The following is a 19,525-nucleotide window of genomic DNA, read 5'->3' on the forward strand; positions in this document are numbered from 1 at the left end:
CAATTTCTCCCCAGCTGTGTGCACAGGCTGGTTTGAACACCGGGTAGCTAATCCCTAACGTCGTCCCGGCGTGTCTCGCGATCACGACGCCGGCTGCCAGGAAGAGCCTGCGAAGGTTGTCGGTGGGGGCGAGTACAAAGAGTTCGTAGCACCAACACCGGGAAGCTTTTCCCGGGGCGGTGCAACAGTGATGGGGAAGGTCGGTCGAGTGGCTGTAGTAGACGATCGGGGCCATTCCGAATACCCGGGTCCGCCCGACGCGGAGCCCGGTGAAGAGTTCGGTCGGCAACCCCCTCAGGACATGGCGGCGGAGCAGTCGGTGCTCGGCGGCATGCTCCTCAGCAAGGACGCCATCGCAGACGTGCTCGAGGTGCTCCGTCCCGGCGACTTCTACCGTCCCGCGCATCAGTCGGTGTACGACGTGATCCTGGACCTCTACAGCCGCGGTGAGCCCGCCGACCCGGTGACGGTGTCAGCGGAACTCGATCGTCGCGGCGAACTCCGCCGCATCGGCGGCGCGCCGTACCTGGTGACGCTCACCCAGACGGTGCCCACCGCCGCCAACGCCGGCTACTACGCCGAGATCGTGGCGGAGAAAGCCATCCTGCGTCGCCTCGTCGACGCCGGCACCCGCATCGTCCAATACGGCTACACCGGAGCCGACGGCCAGGATGTCGCCGAGGTCGTCGACCGCGCGCAGGCCGAGATCTTCGAGGTCACCGAACGCCGCACCACCGAGGACTTCGTCCCCCTCGAAGAGCTCCTGCAGCCCACGATGGACGAGATCGACTCCATCGCCAGCCGCGGCGGCATCTCCCTCGGCGTACCCACCGGCTTCGTCGAACTCGACGAGATCACCAACGGACTCCACCCCGGCCAGATGATCATCGTCGCGGCCCGACCCGGTGTCGGTAAGGCGCTCGCCCTCGACACTCCCCTGGCCACACCCACCGGCTGGACCACCATGGGCGACGTCCAGGTCGGCGACCACCTCATCGACGCCGACGGCAAACCCACCCGCGTCGTCGCCGCCACCGACGTCATGGTCGGCCGGCCCTGCTACGAGGTGGAATTCTCCGACGGCACCGTCCTCGTCGCCGACGAGCAACATCAGTGGTTGACGGGCGTCGACGGGAGGGGCGCCGTACGCACGACCGCTCAGATCGCCGGATCGGTCGACCTCGGGCACGAGGTCGCGCACACCCGCGCACTGCAGCTGCCGACGTCGACCGTGCACGTCGACCCCTACGCTCTGGGGGTCTCGCTCACCGCCGGGGGCAAGCGAATCCCGGCGGAGCTGCTGCGTGGTTCGGAATCGGAGCGTCGCGAGTTGCTGGCCGGTCTGCTCGACGCGGCAGGGTCGGTCGCCGACGACGGCGCGGTGTGGTTCCAGACCGGAAACGACCCGTTGTCGCAGGATCTCGCCGAACTCGTCGTCAGCCTCGGATACGACTGCCGTCGTGTCGACGGCGGTGTCACGTTCTGCGCCGACGGCGAGGTGTTCCAGCTTCACCGGAAGGCCATCCAGCACAAGGAACTTCGCGGTGAGGTGAGTGGTTTCCGCCGCATCGTCGCGGTACGTCCGATCGACAGTGTCCCGGTGCGGTGCGTCGAGGTCGACAACACCGACCATCTGTACCTCGCGGGTCGTTCGATGGTGCCCACCCACAACTCCACGCTCGGCATGGACTTCCTGCGTTCGTGCTCCGTGAAGCACGGCATGGCCAGCGTCATGTTCTCCCTCGAGATGAGCAAGACCGAGATCGTCATGCGTCTGTTGTCGGCGGAGGCGAAGATCAAGCTCGGCGACATGCGCTCCGGCAAGATGACCGACGATGACTGGACGAAACTCGCTCGCCGTATGAGTGAGATCAGCGAGGCGCCGCTGTTCATCGACGACTCCCCCAACCTCACCATGATGGAGATCCGTGCCAAAGCGCGGCGGCTCAAGCAGAAGCACGACATCAAACTGATCGTGATCGACTACCTCCAGCTGATGAGCTCCGGTAAAAAGGTCGAGTCACGTCAGCAGGAAGTCTCCGAATTCTCCCGTAGCCTCAAGCTCTTGGCGAAGGAACTCGAAGTCCCGGTGGTCGCGATCTGCCAGCTGAACCGTGGTCCAGAACAGCGGCAAGATAAGCGCCCGCAGGTCGCTGACCTGCGCGAAAGCGGCAGTCTCGAGCAGGATGCCGACATGGTGATCCTGCTCTATCGCCCCGACGCGACCGAACGCGACGACCCCCGCGGCGGCGAGGCCGACCTCATTCTCGGCAAGCACCGTAACGGTCCGACCGCGACGATCACCGTGGCGCACCAGCTACACCTGTCCAAGTTCGTGGACATGGCGAGAGGTTAGGCAACCACCACCTGCGAGATGGCCGGCTTCTCGTCCCACCGGACGTTTCGGCGACCGGCTTGTCGGCCCGACGAATGGCTTCCATATGATGAGTGCGTCGGATGCGCCGGTGTCCGCGAGTCGCGAAACGGGTCCGGTGATCCAGGTCACCGCTGGTCGAACGGTTGCGCCCGCCGGCATCCGACCAAGGACACACCACATAAGCCGGGAAGGCAGACAAGCGCAGTGAGCACAGTGGAACTGGCCCAGTGGAACTCCGAGGAAGCTCTCGCGGAGGCGATGATCCCGATCATCGGCGGCCTGCACCGCCGACACTCGGTGACCATTCTGCTTCACAGCCGCTCCCTGGTGAACAAGTCGGTCATCAGTATCCTGCGAACCCACCGTTTCGCCCGGCAGATCAGCGGCGACGAACTGTCGGTCGAGGAGACGTTCCCCTTCCTCGAGGCGCTCACTCATCTCGACCTTCGGCCCTCGAAGATCGACCTCGGACTGCTGGTGATGGCCTACCGTGCCAATGATGACGGAGCATCGGTTGCGGAGTTCGTCGCCCGGAGCCTCGCCGACCTGGTCGGCGGCGCTCAGACGAGCCCCGCGCAGCCGCAGGACGTGGTCCTGTATGGATTCGGGCGTATCGGTCGCCTCGTCGCTCGACTGCTCATCGAGAAGGCCGGCTCGGGCAATGGGCTGAACCTGCGTGCCGTGGTGGTTCGCAAGGGTGGCAGCGACGATCTGACCAAGCGTGCATCGTTGCTGCGCCGTGACTCCGTCCACGGGCAGTTCAATGGCACGATCAAGGTCGACACCGACAACAACACGCTGATCGCCAATGGCAACGTCATCAAGTTCATTTACAGCAACGACCCGGAGAGCCTCGACTACACCGAGTACGGCATCGACAACGCCATCCTGATCGACAACACCGGAATCTGGCGCGACCGCGACGGACTGTCGAAGCACCTCCGACCCGGCGTCGCGAAGGTGGTGCTCACCGCGCCCGGCAAGGGCGACGTCCCGAACATCGTGCATGGCGTCAATCACCGCGACCTCGACCCGAACGAGCAGATCGTGTCATGCGCGTCCTGTACCACCAATGCCATCGTCCCGCCGCTGAAGACCATGGACGACGAATTCGGTGTGTCGCGAGGCCACGTCGAGACCGTGCACTCGTTCACGAACGACCAGAACCTCTTGGACAACTACCACAAGGCGGACCGTCGTGGTCGTTCGGCGCCGTTCAACCTCGTGCTCACCGAGACCGGCGCCGCGTCGGCGGTCGCCAAGGCGCTCCCCGAGCTGAAGGCCAAGATCACCGGCAACTCGATCCGCGTTCCCACTCCGGACGTGTCCGTCGCCATCCTCCACCTTCAGCTGAATCGTGAGACCACCAGGGAGGAAGTGCTCGAGCACCTCAGCCAGGAGTCGCTCACCGGGGCACTCAGCCGAAACCTCGACTACACCGCTGCAACCGATGCCGTGTCCAGTGACTTCATCGGTTCGCGCGCCGCGTGCATCGTCGACGCGAACGCGACGATCGTCGACGGCGACACCGCCATCCTCTATGTCTGGTATGACAACGAGTTCGGATACTCGTGCCAGGTGGTGCGCACTGTCCAGTACCTGTCCGGTGTGGAGTACCCGATCTACCCCGCGGTCGACGCCGCTGATGCGATGCCCGTGGGCTGACCGGCGACACCGTAGGTTCGCGACGCCCGGGAGAGCAGTGGCTGCTCTCCCGGGCGTCGTCGTGTATGCGGTGGGCTTCACCGCTGAAAGCTCATAGCGGAAGCCGTAGTTCGAGCGGCGACGCCATCCCTCGTGGGTGGCGCCGCCGTTGTGATTGTGGCTGCGCATCTTGGCCCTGTTGTCGCCGGACACATCGCTATTACCCTCTTGGGCTTCGTATTCCGTCATCGGCATCGCCACCGTGTGATCGCTGAATCACGAAAGATGTTGTAGCCATGGGTAATCAATTGCCTCACGACGTCGATCGTGGATGCCTTTCCTGACCATCTGCTCACTGATTCGTTCAACTGCGCGGGTCCGCTGGTGGCAGATCGCTACACTTTGCCGTCCGATCTATCAAAACCCGTTGCGCCACTAAAATTTCAGATACACTCGCTCAAGGGGAGCTCGAAAACAGGGGGAGTGGTCATGGGTGGGGAAACAGGATCGACAATAGACGGCGCACCGCAAGTCAATCCGGAGAGATCGAGTTCTTCGAGGTTGGCTTCAGGCATACCTTCGTCTGCGCGTCCGTTGTGTGCTGGCACTGGTGGCCCTACCGAATTGAGCGAGATCGCGTGTTCGACTGAACCGCAATGCGTGTGGTCACTGGGTGACGATCTACGAATGGTCGCCAGTCCCCTGGGCAAGGTTGTTCCTGTCGGAATGGCTGACGTTTTCCGGGTGCATCTCGCGTCGGGTCGTCAGATCGAAGTGTCGCGCGATCAGGAGTTCAGAACTGTGACAGGCTGGATTCCGCTGAGAGAACTGGAGATCGGTCAACGACTGGCTATTCCACGATACATCCCCAAGTCAATTCATGGGACGCAACTTGCTGACGCTGAAATCATTTTGCTGGCGCACATGATCGGGGACGGATCCTGCGTCAAGCGCCAGCCGATTCGCTACGCGTCGATTGATGAAGAGAATCTCGCAGCGGTGACAACGGCGGCCACCCACTTCGGTGTCACCGCGATTCGTGACGAGTACGCTGCTGCGCGCTGTATCACGCTCCGATTGCGAGCGCCCTACAGGCTCGGGCACGGCAAGCGCAATCCCATTGCGGCCTGGCTCGATGAACTTGGACTGTTCGGGTTGCGCAGTTATGAGAAATTCGTTCCCAGCGTGATATTCGATGTGGGGAACGATCAAGTTGCGCTGTTCCTGAGGCATTTGTGGGCCACGGATGGCTCGGTTCGGTGGGACGAGAAGGGAAATCAGGGTCGCGTGTATTACGCGTCGACGAGCCGTCGCCTGGTCGACGATGTCGCGATACTGCTGCTACGGATCGGCGTTCACGGACGGATCAAACGGGTCCGTAAGGCGGGCTATCGTGATTGCTGGTTCTTGACGATTGACGGCGTCCAGAACCAGACACAGTTTCTCTCCGTGGCGGGTGTGCATGGCGCCAGGGGCGAATCTGCGCGAAGGGTACTGGGGGAGCTTTTGTCGTTGGCTTCCAACACGAACGTCGACACCATTCCGAAAGAGATCTGGGTTAGCGTACGTCAGATCCTTGCGTCGCAAGGCGTCACCTATCGTGAATTCGCGGCAGCAATGAACACCAAATTCTGCGGATCGACTCTGTGGAAGCATGGCGTGAGTCGATCCCGTCTCGCCAAGGTCGCCGAGTTTCTCGACGATGACGGCCTCAGGGTTCTCGCCACAAGCGACGTGTTCTGGGACAGAGTCGTGGACATCGTCGACGCGGGTTCCCAGGAGGTCTTCACCGGCCCCGTGCTTGGCGCAGACAATCTGGTCGTAGACGGCATTGTTGTGCGGCAAGCTCGGCAATAGGCCCACCCGGCGGTCGACCGCGGCGAGCACCCGGGCTCTTCAGTCGCACGGGTGCTCGCCTGCGTCAATCGATAGCGAGAGATCCAAGCCACGACCAGCACAGCGACACCTGCACGGCGCAGCATGACCTTGCCACCGGGCACGGCGATGTGTCGGAACTTGCGCGCGCCACGTCACTCATGATGGATGCGAGGTTCGTGCTGTATGAAGACATCTACGCAGCACCGAGTGGAAGTATGCAGATCAGCACACTTCTTGTGTTGCAGTGCCTTCGGGGCTGCTCGGTGGCGTAGAGACACTCAGGGCGGCGCGGTGACGGGCCTCCCGGAGCCGTCAGTCTGACCCGATGAGATGCGTGGCGACGGTGTGTTACTCGTCGTCGGTGGGCCTGGGCCCTTGCCTGATGCGTTCGGTCCGGCGGGTGCATTCCTCTTCGGTCAGCTCGGCGAGGCCGGGAACGACTGGTCCTGCCCAGCAACCGGGGATCGTGGTGGGGCAGAAGCCGACGGGCGACAAGCTCGACGCGTTGGCCGCACGGGTCGGGTCCGACCGCGTGCTCGACCAGCCCGGACCCTCGGCCCGTTCGAGAACCTGTGCGCACCGAACGTACGAGATACCTACGAGACACGAGGTGTTCCCGCTACTGCATCGGTGTGACGCCCCAGCCTGTCGTTCGATGTACGGAGTTCCATTCAGCTTTACGTGACACTTGACGCATGTACTTACAGCTGTAAGGATCGTCACATCGGGTGTGGAACCAACTTCGCACGACGCGGACGAGAGGTGAGCTCAATGGGTGTGGCGATTTCGGCTCCGGTAGGACGCACAGCGTGGATGGAGGAGTCTGCCCTGAGCCCTGAGGTACTTCGCGGCGCGTACGGTGCGTTTCCTTCAGGTGTGACGGCGCTCTGTGCGATGGGCGATGACCGGGCGGTGGGGATGGCCGCAAGTTCCTTCACGTCGGTCTCGTTGGAACCTGCGTTGGTTTCGGTGTGCGTCGCTCGGAGCTCGACTACCTGGCCTGTTCTTCGGCGCGCGAGGCGGCTCGGTGTGAGTGTCCTGTCGGAGGCCCAGGACTCGGCCGCGCGTGCTCTGGCGGCCAAGGATGCCTCGCGACGATTCGACAACATCGATTGGGAGTCGTCGTCCGACGGTGCGATCTTCGTTCGCGGGAGCGCCCTATGGCTCGACTGTTCTGTCGTCGAAGAGGTGCCTGCCGGCGACCACGAAATTGTCGTGCTTGCCATCGAGCGCCTGTATGCCTACCCGGACATCGAACCGATCGTCTTCCACTCGAGCCGCTTCAGGAAACTTTCCTGACTTCCGCCACATGTACGTCCGTCCTGAGGACGCCTCCGACCGACAACCCGTCCAGGTCTTCGGCGAATGGCGACCAGGCACGGTGAGATGTCGTCTCTGCCGGGCGGCTGAGCGCTGCGAACACCGGCCGGCCGGACACGGCACTGTTCGCGTCCTGTGCCCGCGGAGGCATCTGCATTTTTCAACACAAGCGAAGTCTTTGCCGGACTTTGCTGCAAACCAAGGAGTGTCGTGAATATTCTTTGCTGGACCGCCATGTGCAACGTTGCATCCACGAGGTCGGCATGAGCGCCAACAGATCCGGCTTGGTCGAGGGCAAGGTCGCGGTCATCACCGGAGGCGCCAGTGCCATTGGGCGCGCCATCGCGCTGCGTTTCGCTGAGGAGGGGGCGCGTGCTGTGGTGGTCGCCGACCTTCAAAAGGAGCCTCGGGAGGGAGGCACTCCGACCCATGAGCTGATCCAGCAGATGGGCGCCGATGCCACCTTCGTTCCGACCAACGTCACACAGCTCGCAGACCTGCAGGCGATGATCGACGCCGCTGAGGTGTTCGGCGGGGTGGACGTGCTCGTCAATAACGCCGGCCTTATGCGGAGCGGCCGTCTGGTGAACTTCACCGAGGCCGACTACGACGCGGTGATGGATGTCAACGTGAAGGGTGTGTACTTCGCAAGCCAGGCCGCGGTCCGCTCGATGAAGGACGCCAGCCGCCGTGGGGTAATCATCAATTTGTCCTCGATCGGCGGCCTTCACGGCAAGCCGGGGATCTCGGCGTATTGTGCCGCCAAGGGAGCAGTCCGTCTACTGAGCTACGCTCTGGCGCAAGAGCTCGGGCGGCATGGCATTCGGGTCTGTGCGCTCCACCCGGGTGTCATCGACACCTCCATGACACGGGTCGACCTTCCCGTCCACGAGGCGGATCGCGGGATTCCCGTGGGCCGCCTCGGAACACCGGATGACATCGCGGACGCAGCGGCGTTCCTGGCCAGCGATCGTGCATCCTTCGTTACCGGGGCGTCACTGACCGTCGACGGTGGGGAACTCGCGATCGGCTGAGTCCCCTCACATGGTGGCATTCACCAACATCCCCTCCTGGACAGATGATCAACGCTCCCTGGCCCGCCTACCGGGATGACGTCCAGAAAGGCCGATGGCACTCATGGTCCCGCTCCAACCTCGGGCTTGGAGCGGGACCATGTGCGATCGACCCACCAGAGCGGCGGGGGATAGATATCTTTACGGACAGCTCTTGCCGGGTAGCCCAGAGGACCGCTCTTCCACAGGCCGCCGGCCGAGCCCGCCGACAGCTCCGCAGTCCTGCCAGTCCCAACCAGAAGTCTGAACCTATGAGTGCTCATGATTATCGCCGATGGAGTCGACGGCGTCGCGCGGCTTGGATCGAAGCCAACCGTCAGCGAAAACATCCTGACTCCGAGACCGAGCGCCTGATCACGTTTGCAAGTATGTGGGCACCCTACGGGGGTGTGAGTGAGGAGGAAATCCTCGTCCATCTCGGATCGAGCAAGCCCCAGTTCGTCGAGCGTTTGTGGCAGGCAGTTCCTGAATCGAACGACAGCCAGGACGAGATACGCAGCCTCGCCTGTGCATACCCGTGCACGCGAGTGCGAACGATTCCGCACCCGCGCCGTGGTTGCCTCAGTGATCTGTGACGTAGGCGGGCCCCGGTGACTGACAGTCCGACCGGACGAGCCTGCCATTAGGTCGGAGCAGGCAACTCGAGCACGACGAACGCGAAACGAACACCCTCTCGATTTTGCGTTTCTCCGGCTGCCGATCGGGGACCAAATCCGCAAGGATGCTGCGGCCTTCGCTATCGATATCCGGGGGTGCAACTATCGAATCGGCTGCGAAATTCGCAGCCGGCTCGACGTCAACGATCATCGCCCCTCATACCTGACCGGTCACCGCGGTTCTCGGGGGCCGACTCGTCACCGCGAATCACCATCGGTCCGTTGTGCGGACACTGAGGTCATACGTGTGTGGCAGGGCTACTGGGAACCCGTGCCCGAACGAATTCGGCGATGTCCTCGATCGCGGCCTGTCCTTCGGGCAGCATCGTCGCGAAGAGCGGCCAGATGTGAGTCTGGCCTTCCCCCACGAGGAGCCTCACGTCGGCGCCCGCTGCGGCTGCCCGCTCGGCGAGCCTCGTGGCGTCGTCGTGTAGCACCTCGTCGGTGCCTACCAGAACGAGCATGGGCGGCACCTTGGAGAAGTCCCCGAACAGGGGGGAGACGGAGGGATCTTTCGCCGGAAAATCCTGTCGATACAGGGCACCCATGCCGGCGAGCGTGGCGCGATCCAGGACCGGGTCGCAAGTCTCTCGTTCGTCCATCGATCGGCCCGACAGGGTGAGGTCGGTGAAGGGCGAGAGAAACACGGTGGCTGCGGGATTGGGACCCTCGTTGTTCGCCAAATGCAACGCGGCCGCGCAGGCGAGCCCTCCACCGGCGGAGTCCCCGCCGACGACCACCTGCTCCGGCCGGTATGAGGACATCGCCCAGCGTGTGGCGGCGAGGAAGTCCTCCAGTGCCGCGGGATACGGATGCTCCGGTGCGAGGCGATAGTCGACGAGGAGCACATCGGCCGCTGTGGCTTCGGACAGCGTCGCCGCGAAGGACCGGTAGCCGTGTGCAGAGCCCAGAACATAGCCGCCGCTGTGTGCCCAGACGATCATCGCGTTCGACGGGGCGCCGTCCGCGGACACCAGCAGGCAGGGAACTCCGGCCGCGTCGACCGGCCGGATGGACGCGCTTTCCGGAATCGGAAAGCGAGCGCAGAGTTCCTCGAAGCCACGGCGGCTTTCGCGGAGACCGGCGGGCGGAGCAAGAGCGTTCAGGAAATCTCGCCACAACTGGCGGACCTGCTGCTGTCCCGACGACATGACGTGCCTTTCGATCGAAATCGTATTCCCGGCAGGTTCCTCTGAGGGACGCCAGCTAGTGGGCCTTCAGCAGGATCGAGGCACCGTTGGCGCCCAGACCCAGCACGGCGGACTGCGCAGTGCGGGCCCCGGGGACCTGACGGGCCCCGGCCTGGCCTCGCAACTGCCAAGCCAGCTCGCAGACCTGCAATACCCCCTGCGCGGTGGTGGCCTCACCGAACGAAAGAAAGCCGCCGCTGGGGTTGAGCGGGAGCCGGCCGTCGATGCTGTACTCGCCCTTCTCCAGCATCCAGTCCGACTGCCCCGGCTCGACGAATCCGAAGAGCTCGGGCCAGGCCAGCACCTGCCACGAGGAGTTGTCGGCGATTTCCAGCAGGTCGATTTCGTCGGGACCGATTCCTGCCGATGCCTGGGCGCGACGAACCGCCCCGCCGACTTCACTGGTGTGCGGCGCGGTCGCCACCGACGTCGCCGACACGGTCGGGATCCGCAGGGCCGGGTCACCGAACTGTCCGGTGGCAACGGCGGACCCGGCGACCTGGACGAGGGGTAGGCCGGTACGGCGGGCCTGCTCCTCCGAACCGAGGACCACAGCAGCTGCACCGTCGCTGACGGCGCAGATTTCCAGAAGATGCAACGGGTCGGCGACGACGGGGGAGGCCAGTACCTGCTCCACCGTGATCGGAGTGCGGTAGCGGGCGAGAGGGTTCAAGGCCGCGTGCTCGTGCATCAGGACCGACGCCTGCGCGAATATCTCGCGGGTGGTGCCGACATCGTGCATCCGCCGGCGGGCCTCGATCGCCCAGTACACCGGGTTCGTCGCTCCCATCGCCACCCACCGGAGGTAGTCGGTGTCGGTGATGTCGTCGGGGACACCCGGCGGGCGGGGGATGAAACCCTTGGGCATCCGCTCGGCACCGAAGGCCGCGATGACATCGCACTCGCCGCTCGCGACCATCGAGGCGGCGGTGTGGACCGCTATCCCGCCGGCCGCGCACCCGCCGCCGACGTTGACGGCGGGAATGCCGGTTTCCCCGAAAGTCTGCAAGACCTCGTTGGCATGCAGCCCCCAGCCGAGACCGCCTTCGAACCGTGAACTGGCGGCGACCAGGCCCTGAAGGTCCCGCCAGGCCAGCCCGGCATCGGTCAACGAGGCGCTGATCGCTTCGATGGCAAGCCGCAACTGAGGTTTGTCGGGCCACTTACCCCAGGGGTGGGCGCCGACACCGAGTACGTAAACAGGTCTCACGCCACCGCTCCGTTCTTCGCCGCAGGGGCGTACTTGTACGTGAGCACGTCGTGACCGGAGTCGTCGACGTACAGGGTCTCCACCACCAGCTCCAGCGCCATGTCAACATGAAGTTCGTCGACCGAGCAGCCGGTGAGCATGCTCAGCACTCGCAGCCCTTCGGGGAGTTCCACCAGGCCGAGGGCGTACGGCTCCCAGTCGTCCATCCGGAACAGGGCCGGTGGCCGGTAGGCCTGCAGGGTCCAGCCGTAGAGCCGGCCTTCTCGGCCGATGTGGGCGGCTTCGAGGACCTTGCGGTCGCAATCCGGATTGCGGCAGCTCAGGGCCTGTGGGAAGTAGTGGATGCCGCAGCCGGTGCAACGGGACCCGATGAGCGAAGCTACTGCTCCGGACACATCGATCAGGCCCTCCGCGACGGGGACGACCGCCGGAATGGTGTTGCTGTTCATACTGTCTGCCGTTCTCAGAGGGAGAGGATGTCGCGAGTCTCGGTGACGTAGAGCGCACCGGAGGCCACGTCGGTGACGGTCACTTCGTGACGGACGTAGCGGCGCTCACGCTTGACGAACTTGTCGGTGGCTCGGGTGGTGATCCGCACCGTCGCCCCCACCGGGATCGGCGCATGCAGGGTGGTGTCGTGGAAGGTGTGAATCGAACCGATCGCGAATGGCTTGGTGTGGTCGAACTGCACCGAGAGCACGAAATGCGACACCAGCACCGGGGGAACGATGGCGGCACCGAACGGTGATTCGCCGCTCACCTGCCATTTGTTCATGACCCAGCCCTCGTACCAGGGGTTGAAGTCCTCGACGCCGTCGGCGTAGAGGATGACGAGTTCCGGCGTCAGGTGCAGGTCCCGGGAAAGCTCGTCGCCGATCGTCACCATGTCCCAGTAGGGCTGCGACTCCTCGTTGAGGCTGTTGACGAATGCGCGGGTCTGCTCGACCTGGATCGAGGTCATCGGTCGGAGCGAGTCCGTCTCGAATGTGTTCTCAGACATCGACATCTACCTCCACAAAGCCCACGGTCTTCTTCTGCCCATCTGCGTTCTCGGCCCAGATCTCCACATTGAAGCGGTAGCCGTCACCCTTGGGTGTTTTGTCCCGGACCACGCCATAGGTGGTGATTTCCTCGTTGGCCAGGGTCGCGTTGATGTACTTGCACACGATCCGTGCCCCGGTGAAGAAGCTGCGCCCGAAGTTGTTCACGCACATCTCCGCGAGGTAGGCGCTGGACATCTCGCCGGTCTGCAAAGGCGCTGCGAGCCCGGTTTCGGCCGCATAGACCGGGTCCCAGTGGTTCGGATTGAACCGGCCCCACAGGCGCGACCCCATGAGCTGGATGACTGCTTGTTTCTTCACCCCGATCAGCTCGTAGCCGACCGGTGTGTCTTTACGGATGATGCCGTGCTCGGGCGGAGCGCCGTTTCCGGTTACCGCTACCGATCCGACAGGTTGTGTGGTCATGTTGGGCCCAACTCTTTGATTGCCATTTCGGACAGGAGGAACTTGCGGGGTCGCCCACTCGCGGTGAGCGGGATGTCGCCGGGTTCGATGAACAGCACGTGTTTGGGAACTTTGAAGCGGGCGAGGTGGTCGGCGGCGAGGGCGAGCAGTTCGTCCGCGGTCACCTGCGCCCCCGGCCGGCGGACGATGAACGCCGCCCCGGCTTCGCCCACCTTGGCGTCCGGCACCGGGACGACGAGAGCCTGGGCGACCGCGGGGTGCTCGATCAGGACGTCCTCGACGTCGCTGGGAACGACCTGCTCGCCGCCGCACCGGTAGCAGTCCTTGACCCTGCCGACAAGGTGGATGTAATCCTCGTCGTCGATGCTGCCCAGGTCCCCGGTCCGGAGCCAGCCGTCGTCGGTGAACGCCGCCGCGGTTGCCTCTGGCTTGTCCCAATAGCCACGTGTCACGCCCGGACCGAATGCCTGCAGTTCGCCGACGACGCCGCGTCCGAGGTCGTGCCCGGTCTCGGGGTCGACGGCACGGTAGAGCACCAGCCGCCCGCCGAGTGCGGGCTCGCCCGCCACACCCACGTCACGCAGGCGGCCGTTCGTGGTCCGGCGCTTCTCCGGTGGGTCATCCGGCCGTGTCACGGTCGCCGACGCTGTCACCTCGGACATGCCGTAGCCGGTGGTCACTTCGTCGCAGCGCAACTCGTCGTCGATGCGATCCCAGATCTCCGGCGGCGACGCCGTTCCCGAGGAGAGCACCGAGGCGAGTGATGACAGGTCTGCCGGTGCCTGTGCGAGCGCGTCCATGACTGCCTGGGTCATCAGCGGGATGGCGAGCATGTCGGTGACGCGGTGCTGCTCGATGGCCCGGAGCGAGCGGGCGGGATCGAAGCTCACGTGCGGGACGATGGCGCCGCCGACGAAGAGCACGGGGAGCATGCCCTCGACGTAGCCGAACACGTGATACATCGGCAGTGCGAAGTGGATACGCCGACCGTCCTCGAAACCACGCCCGAAGGCGGCACCGTATGCGGTCCGAAGGAGCATGTCGTGCGTGAGCTGCACCCCCTTCGGTCCGCCGGTCGTCCCGGAGGTATAGAGGATGTCCGCCGTCGCCTGCGGATCGACCTCCGGGAATGTCGCGGCCTCAGGCGCCGCAGCCTCGACGGCGGACAAGGTCAGGGCACCGGCTGGTGCACTCGCTCCGTCGTTCTCGAAGATGATCACCTGGCGAAGGTCCGGAAGGGTGTCGCCGCCGCCCGCACCGATCCAGTTCGGTGCGATCTCGTCGAGCATCGCGGCATAGTCGAGATCACGGAACCGGGCCATGACAATCAGGACCGACGCCTGCGACTGCTTCAGGACATAGGCGAGTTCGTCACGCCGGTTGAGGAAGTTGATCGGCACGGCGGTCGCACCGATCCGGGAGATTGCGAACTTGCAGGCGACGAATTCCGGGTAGTTGGCCATTTCCAGGCCCACGTGATCGCCGGGGAGCACACCGCGCGCCACCAGAGCACGGGCGAGACGATGTGACCATGCGCGGATGTCGTCGTAGGTGTAGGTGACGCTGTCGGTGATGAGATAGGGCCGATCACCCCAGCGCTCGGCCGTGTCGTCGAGTGCCCCGTGCACCGTCATGGGGGTCCAGACGGGGTGGCGCGCCTCGAGTTCCGCTCGCCGTACGGCCAACGGGGCCAGCCGCGTGTCGGTTTTGCTCAGCATCTCTGCCACCTTCAGTCCTTGGTCAGCTCGAAGCCGCTGTAATTGCCGGCGGCGCAGTCGGTCAGCAGGCGTCGGTAGTTGCGTAAGCCGCCGCTGTAGAGCATGAAGACGCGGGGTTTGCCGGGGATCTCGTCACCCATGTAGTAGGAGCGTGCCTTCGGGTAGAGGGTTTCCTGTGCGCGTTGCTCGAGGTGAGCGCCCCAGGCCGCCTCGGCCTCGGCCTCGACTTCGATGACCTCGGTGCCGCGGTTGTCCGCCTCCGCCAGCAACTCGACGATCCAGTCGACGTGCAGTTCGATTCCGACGAGCACGTTGATGAGCAGGGCCGGGCTTCCCGGGCCGGCGATGACGAACATGTTGGGGAAGCCGTGGGTTCCCAGACCGAGGTGGGTGGTCGGCCCGTTGCTCCATTTCTCGCGCAGTGTCAGTCCGTCACGGCCGACGATCTCCGGCCGCAGGAGCGAACCGGTCATGGCATCGAAGCCGGTGGCGAAGACCAGCACGTCGAGCGGGAAGGTCTTTCCGCTCTCGGTCTCGAGGCCTTCGCTCGTGACCCTGACCAGCCCGTCGGTGCGAATATCGACAAGGGTGACGTCGTCGCGGTTGAAGGTCTCGAAGTAGCCGTCGTCGACGACGGGCCGCTTCGCGCCGAATGGGTAACCCTGCGGGGTCAGCAGATCCCGAACGGAGGGGTCCTTCACGGTCGCGGCGATCTTGTCACGGATGAACTCGGCCGCGGTGGCATTGGCGTCGATGTCGAGCAGAAGGTCGCGATAGGTGAGCGCGAATCCGAATCCTGCTCCGTCCCAGGCTGTCTCGAATGCAGCAGTTCGCTCCGCCTCCGAAACTTCCAGAGCCGACTCCTTGCGGGGACGGAATCCCAACCCGGTCGGCGACTCGAGGACCCGGCGCCTGCGCTCGCGGTACCCGGCCTTGACCTGTGCGTCTTCCTGGTCGCTGATGGCGTGGTGCCGCGCGGGCACGCTGAAGTTCGGGGTGCGTTGGAACACCGTCAGGTGATCGGCCTCCTTCGCCAGGATCGGGATCGACTGCATGCCCGAAGAGCCCGTCCCGACCACGCCCACCCGGAGCCCGGTGACGTCGACTCCCTCGTGCGGCCATTCGGCCGTGTGCACGATGCGGCCGGTGAAGTCCTCGGTTCCGGGGAGGGGTGGACGCTTGGTGGCCGAGAGATTCCCGACGGCCCAGATCAGGTAGCGGCCCCTCCACTGGTCGCCGGCTTCGGTGGCGACGTCCCAGCAGCGCCCCTCGGCGTCCCAGTTAGCTTGTGTGACATGTTGTTCGAGGTGCACGTCTCGTCGCAGGTCGAACCGGTCCGCGACGTGCTCGATGTAGGCGAGAATCTCGGGTTGCTGGGCATAGCGCTGGGTCCAGCGCCACTCCTGCTCGAGGTCGGGGTCGAAGCCGTAGGAATAGTCGTAGCTTTCGATGTCGCACCGGGCGCCGGGGTAGCGGTTCCAGAACCACACGCCTCCGATGCCGGTGCCGGCTTCGAGGACCGCGACACGTTTTCCTGCGGATCTCAGGCTGTGGAGGGCCCGCAGCCCTGCGAAGCCGGCGCCGACGACGATGACGTCGACCTCGTGGCTGCTGGGAGCCTGGGTTGGTGTAGCCACGGGAACCTTTCGGGGGGTGAGTGTTTGGTCGATAGGTCGGTCGTCAGAGCAGCGTGTAGCCGCCGTCGACCGTTAGGCCCTGGCCGGTGATGAACGAAGCATCGTCGCTGGCGAGGAACAGTGCCGCCGTCGCGATCTCACGCGGGTGGCCGATGTAGCCGAGCGGTGTGGCCTGCTTGGTGCCCTGGATCAGGTCGTCTGGAAGCTGGCGCGTCATTCCTGTATCAATGACGCCGGGTAGGATGGCGTTGACCCGGACTTTGTTCGGGGCGTTGTCAACTGCCGCAGATCGGGTCAGGGATAGCAGCGCAGCCTTGCTCGCGCTGTAGGCCGGCATGCTTGGAAAGTGCACGAGCGCAGCCATCGACGCGGTGCTGATTACCGAACCGCCGCCGCTCTTGATCATTTCGGGGATTGCGTACTGCATGCCGAGGTAGGCGCCCTTGAGGTTCACCGCGAGGACCCGGTCCCATTCGTCCGGGTCGTAGTCGATGACCGGAGCGAGCCGACCGTCGATACCGGCATTGTTGAAGAGGATGTCCACCCGGCCGAAGGAAGCGATGGTCGTGCGCACGGCGTTCTCGACGTCGGATGGCACGCTGACGTCGGCATGAATCGCGATAGCGTTGTCGCCGAGTCGCTTCACGACGTCCTCCTGCGTGCCGGAGACGTCGACGACGGCGACCTTGGCGCCCTCGTTGTGGAACAGTTCGGCGCTCGCTTCACCGATTCCTGATCCACCTCCGGTGATGATTGCGACCTTGTCTTGTAGGCGTCCAGACATGTGTGATGCCTTCCTCATGTGCGATTGACGATCCAGCGGCGTCAATGCGGGTTTGTAGTTCTTCAGGTGCGGGGTGATTGAGCGGTGCAACCGCTGTCAGCTTCCGGCAGCGCTGCTTCGGAGTTCGAGTTCGTGACCCATGCGGTCGCGTTTGCTACGCAAGTAGCGGACATTTTCGGGCGTCTCGATCGCCGGGAGGGAGACGCGCCCTACCACGGTGAGCCCGTAGTTCCGGAGTCCGTCGAACTTGGCAGGGTTGTTGGAGATGAGACGGAGCCGGGAGATCCCGAGGTGGTGAAGGATTTCTGCGCCGATGCCGTAGCTGCGCGAGTCATCGGGCAGGCCTTGGACGGTGTTCGCATCGATGGTGTCCAGGCCCGCCTCCTGCAAGGAGTAGGCACGGATCTTGTTGGCGAGTCCGATCCCACGACCCTCGTGCCCGCGTAGGTACACCAGGGCACCGCACCCTTCGTCGGCAATGGTCTCGAGCGCTTGCTCGAGCTGGCCTCCGCAGTCGCAGCGCAGCGATCCGAGCGTGTCGCCGGTGAGGCATTCGCTGTGAACTCGTACCAGCGCCCCCTCGACGGCCGAGCCGGCTGCGGCCACGTCGCCCCTGACGAGGACGAGATGTTCGATGCCGTCCGATTCACTCCGGTAGACGACCGCGCGGAAGGTTCCGGCGCGGGTGGGCATGGACGCGCTGGACACGGCGGTGACGATCGGATGGGTCACTCGGCGGTACTCGACGAGGTCGGCGATCGCGAGCACGACGAGATCGTGTTTCCGGGCGAAGCAGAGCAGGTCATCACCCGAACGCATCGAGCCGTTCTCGGCCACGATCTCGCCGATCACCCCCACGCCGGACAGGCCGGCCATGGTGGTCAGGTCCACTGCCGCTTCCGTGTGGCCCGCTCGGACCAAGACTCCGCCGTCGCGTGCCCGCAGCGGAAAGATGTGGCCCGGCCTGTGCAGGGACGTCGCCGGTGTGGTGGGGTCCGCGAGGGCACTCAAGGTGGCGGCTCGGTCGGCGGCGCTGACCCCCGTCCCGGTCGAGGCATGGTCGACGGTGACGGTGAAGGCGGTGCCGTTCACGTCCGAGTTGTCGTCGACCATGAGCGGAAGTTTCAGCTCATCCGCGCGGGCGGCAGACATGGGAGCGCACACGATGCCCGTGGTGTGGCGGACGATGAACGCGAGAGACTCGGCGTCGGCGTACTCGGCCGCCATTATCAGGTCGCCTTCGTTCTCCCGATCCTCGTCATCGACCACCACGATGGGTCGGCCCGCCGCAAGCGCGGCGACGGCCGCCTGCACTCGCTCGACGAACATTCGCGATTCGGACATGGCATGTCCCTTCTGGATCAGATGACGAGGTGAGAGGTGGAGCCCACCGGGCGGGGTCGTGGAGTGCTGACCCCACCCGGTAGAGGGCGCGGGGGCGACGAGGAACCGGTGTTCGACGTCAGACCCGGGCGGGAGTCTTCTTCGTCAGCTTCTCGGCGAGCGGCCGCACCTTTTCCGCGAAGAGCCGGAGGCTGTTCTGGGACTCGGCGAAGGACATGTTCGCGTAGGACAGGACGACCATCGGGTTGAATTCGCCGATCAGCTTCTGGCGCTCGGCGTACTTCTCCACGATCTGTTCCGGGGTGCCCCAGTTCTGGGCGTTGATGTAGGCGGTGCGGGCGTTTTCCAGGCCGGCGGCCTTGATGAGGTCGGCGCCCTGCTGGTAGGCCTCGTACCCTTTGGTGTCCTTGAAGTGGTCACCGGCGAAGTCGTAGTGCTCCATCACCGAGCTGAAGTGCTGACCGATGTATTCGTGCGCCATCCGCTCGGCTTCTTCTTCGTCTTCGTGGCAGAGGGTGACGTCGGTCAGCATCACCGGCGGGATCGGGACGTCCGGGTGGGCGCCGGCGAACCGCTCGCGCCACGCCTCGATTCCGGCGACGTGGTTGCTGAACTCGTGCTGGATGAACGTCATCATCGTGGCGCCGAGGTCGGCCGCCGCCATGGCTGAGTCCGGTGACATTGCGACGCAGTGGAGGTCGTTGTAGTAGCTGCGCGCAGGCTTGGGGCGGATGTCGACCGCGGGCTGCGTGTAGAAGTTGCCGTTGCCTTCGCCGATACCGGTGTCGAGGCCGCGCAGAATCATCTCTGCCGCCTCGTCGAACCGCTGCCGCGATTCGTTCATGTCTTGGCGCATTCCGCGGTACTCGCTCTTGGCGAGGCCGCGTCCGACGCCGAGTCCGACGCGACCCGGTGCGAAAGCCTGGAGCATCGACATCTTCTCGATGACGCGAAGCGGATCGTTCCACGGCAGGATGATCGCGCCGGGCACGAGCTTGATCTGTTCGGTCCGTGCCGCGATGTAGGACAGGTACTGCATGTTGTCGGGACACATGCCGTACGGCTCGAAGTGGTGTTCGACGGTCCACAGCGAATCGAAGCCGAGCTTGTCGGCGTTGATCGCCATTTCGATCTCACCCTGGTACATCTCCTGATCAGTGAGGTCGTGGTGCCAGTTCTGCATGACCTGCAGCAGTGCGAACTTCATGTTTCTCTCCAGTCTTTTCGG

15 protein-coding genes are annotated in these 19,525 nt (G+C 64.5%); 5 read left to right on the forward strand and 10 right to left on the reverse strand.

Annotation, left to right across the window (positions count from 1 at the left end):
• The first annotated feature begins 208 nt into the window (after positions 1 to 208).
• The 5 genes from dnaB (at position 209) to CA951_RS03835 (ending at position 8,253) form a co-directional block, all read left to right on the forward strand.
• Entirely contained in the window at positions 209 to 2,356 is a 2,148-nt protein-coding gene (gene dnaB / locus CA951_RS03815) for a replicative DNA helicase (RefSeq protein WP_087555968.1), read from the forward strand.
• 225 nt (positions 2,357 to 2,581) lie between these two features.
• Complete coding sequence (locus CA951_RS03820) at positions 2,582 to 4,042, forward strand: glyceraldehyde-3-phosphate dehydrogenase (RefSeq protein ID WP_087555604.1); 1,461 nt, start codon at positions 2,582 to 2,584, stop codon at positions 4,040 to 4,042.
• 666 nt (positions 4,043 to 4,708) lie between these two features.
• Positions 4,709 to 5,878, forward strand: a complete 1,170-nt coding sequence (locus tag CA951_RS03825) for an LAGLIDADG family homing endonuclease (RefSeq protein WP_256973298.1) — start codon at positions 4,709 to 4,711, stop codon at positions 5,876 to 5,878.
• A gap of 792 nt (positions 5,879 to 6,670) precedes the next feature.
• Positions 6,671 to 7,198, forward strand: coding sequence for a flavin reductase family protein (locus tag CA951_RS03830; protein ID WP_256973300.1), 528 nt, complete (start codon positions 6,671 to 6,673; stop codon positions 7,196 to 7,198).
• 209 nt (positions 7,199 to 7,407) lie between these two features.
• A complete protein-coding gene (locus CA951_RS03835) occupies positions 7,408 to 8,253 on the forward strand; it encodes an SDR family NAD(P)-dependent oxidoreductase (RefSeq protein ID WP_218780479.1) in 846 nt (281 codons plus the stop codon).
• 934 nt (positions 8,254 to 9,187) lie between these two features.
• Here CA951_RS03835 and CA951_RS03845 read toward each other — a convergent pair.
• The 10 genes from CA951_RS03845 to CA951_RS03890 all read right to left on the reverse strand — a co-directional run bounded on the left by CA951_RS03845 (position 9,188) and on the right by CA951_RS03890 (position 19,504).
• Positions 9,188 to 10,099, reverse strand: a complete 912-nt coding sequence (locus tag CA951_RS03845; RefSeq protein ID WP_179220106.1) for an alpha/beta hydrolase fold domain-containing protein — start codon at positions 10,097 to 10,099, stop codon at positions 9,188 to 9,190.
• A gap of 55 nt (positions 10,100 to 10,154) precedes the next feature.
• Positions 10,155 to 11,348 carry a lipid-transfer protein gene (locus tag CA951_RS03850; RefSeq protein ID WP_087555609.1) on the reverse strand — a complete coding sequence of 398 codons (1,194 nt, stop codon included), beginning with the start codon at positions 11,346 to 11,348 and terminating at the stop codon, positions 10,155 to 10,157.
• On the reverse strand, positions 11,345 to 11,797 hold the full coding sequence (locus CA951_RS03855; protein ID WP_087555610.1) for a Zn-ribbon domain-containing OB-fold protein: 453 nt from the start codon (positions 11,795 to 11,797) through the stop codon (positions 11,345 to 11,347). The genes CA951_RS03850 and CA951_RS03855 overlap by 4 nt, the downstream gene beginning before the upstream one ends.
• A 14-nt stretch (positions 11,798 to 11,811) precedes the next feature.
• Positions 11,812 to 12,348 (reverse strand): MaoC family dehydratase, encoded by a 537-nt coding sequence (locus CA951_RS03860; protein ID WP_087555611.1) that lies wholly within the window; start codon positions 12,346 to 12,348, stop codon positions 11,812 to 11,814.
• Entirely contained in the window at positions 12,341 to 12,814 is a 474-nt protein-coding gene (locus tag CA951_RS03865; RefSeq protein WP_087555612.1) for a MaoC family dehydratase, read from the reverse strand. Before CA951_RS03865 ends, CA951_RS03860 begins: the two co-directional genes overlap by 8 nt.
• Positions 12,811 to 14,532, reverse strand: a complete 1,722-nt coding sequence (locus CA951_RS03870; RefSeq protein ID WP_087555970.1) for an AMP-binding protein — start codon at positions 14,530 to 14,532, stop codon at positions 12,811 to 12,813. Before CA951_RS03870 ends, CA951_RS03865 begins: the two co-directional genes overlap by 4 nt.
• 11 nt (positions 14,533 to 14,543) lie before the next feature.
• Entirely contained in the window at positions 14,544 to 16,169 is a 1,626-nt protein-coding gene (locus CA951_RS03875) for an NAD(P)/FAD-dependent oxidoreductase (protein ID WP_087555613.1), read from the reverse strand.
• A 43-nt stretch (positions 16,170 to 16,212) separates the two neighbouring features.
• Entirely contained in the window at positions 16,213 to 16,998 is a 786-nt protein-coding gene (locus tag CA951_RS03880) for an SDR family NAD(P)-dependent oxidoreductase (RefSeq protein WP_256973302.1), read from the reverse strand.
• A gap of 51 nt (positions 16,999 to 17,049) precedes the next feature.
• Positions 17,050 to 18,297 (reverse strand): bifunctional 3,4-dihydroxy-2-butanone-4-phosphate synthase/GTP cyclohydrolase II, encoded by a 1,248-nt coding sequence (locus tag CA951_RS03885; protein ID WP_306300843.1) that lies wholly within the window; start codon positions 18,295 to 18,297, stop codon positions 17,050 to 17,052.
• A 118-nt stretch (positions 18,298 to 18,415) separates the two neighbouring features.
• Positions 18,416 to 19,504 (reverse strand): LLM class flavin-dependent oxidoreductase, encoded by a 1,089-nt coding sequence (locus CA951_RS03890; RefSeq protein ID WP_087555616.1) that lies wholly within the window; start codon positions 19,502 to 19,504, stop codon positions 18,416 to 18,418.
• Positions 19,505 to 19,525 lie beyond the last annotated feature (21 nt).

It is taken from the genome of Rhodococcus sp. NCIMB 12038 (assembly GCF_002165735.1).
Classification (GTDB): Bacteria; Actinomycetota; Actinomycetes; order Mycobacteriales; family Mycobacteriaceae; genus Rhodococcus_F.

Bases quoted from the DNA above. Each gene is read 5' to 3' on its own strand.
- CA951_RS03825 (WP_256973298.1), top strand. From the start codon at position 4,709: ATGGTCGCCAGTCCCCTGGGCAAGGTTGTTCCTGTCGGAATGGCTGAC.
- CA951_RS03830 (WP_256973300.1), top strand. From the start codon at position 6,671: ATGGGTGTGGCGATTTCGGCTCCGGTAGGACGCACAGCGTGGATGGAG.
- CA951_RS03845 (WP_179220106.1), bottom strand. From the start codon at position 10,099: ATGTCGTCGGGACAGCAGCAGGTCCGCCAGTTGTGGCGAGATTTCCTG.
- CA951_RS03855 (WP_087555610.1), bottom strand. From the start codon at position 11,797: ATGAACAGCAACACCATTCCGGCGGTCGTCCCCGTCGCGGAGGGCCTG.
- CA951_RS03860 (WP_087555611.1), bottom strand. From the start codon at position 12,348: ATGTCTGAGAACACATTCGAGACGGACTCGCTCCGACCGATGACCTCG.
- CA951_RS03865 (WP_087555612.1), bottom strand. From the start codon at position 12,814: ATGACCACACAACCTGTCGGATCGGTAGCGGTAACCGGAAACGGCGCT.
- CA951_RS03870 (WP_087555970.1), bottom strand. From the start codon at position 14,532: ATGCTGAGCAAAACCGACACGCGGCTGGCCCCGTTGGCCGTACGGCGA.
- CA951_RS03885 (WP_306300843.1), bottom strand. From the start codon at position 18,297: ATGTCCGAATCGCGAATGTTCGTCGAGCGAGTGCAGGCGGCCGTCGCC.
- CA951_RS03890 (WP_087555616.1), bottom strand. From the start codon at position 19,504: ATGAAGTTCGCACTGCTGCAGGTCATGCAGAACTGGCACCACGACCTC.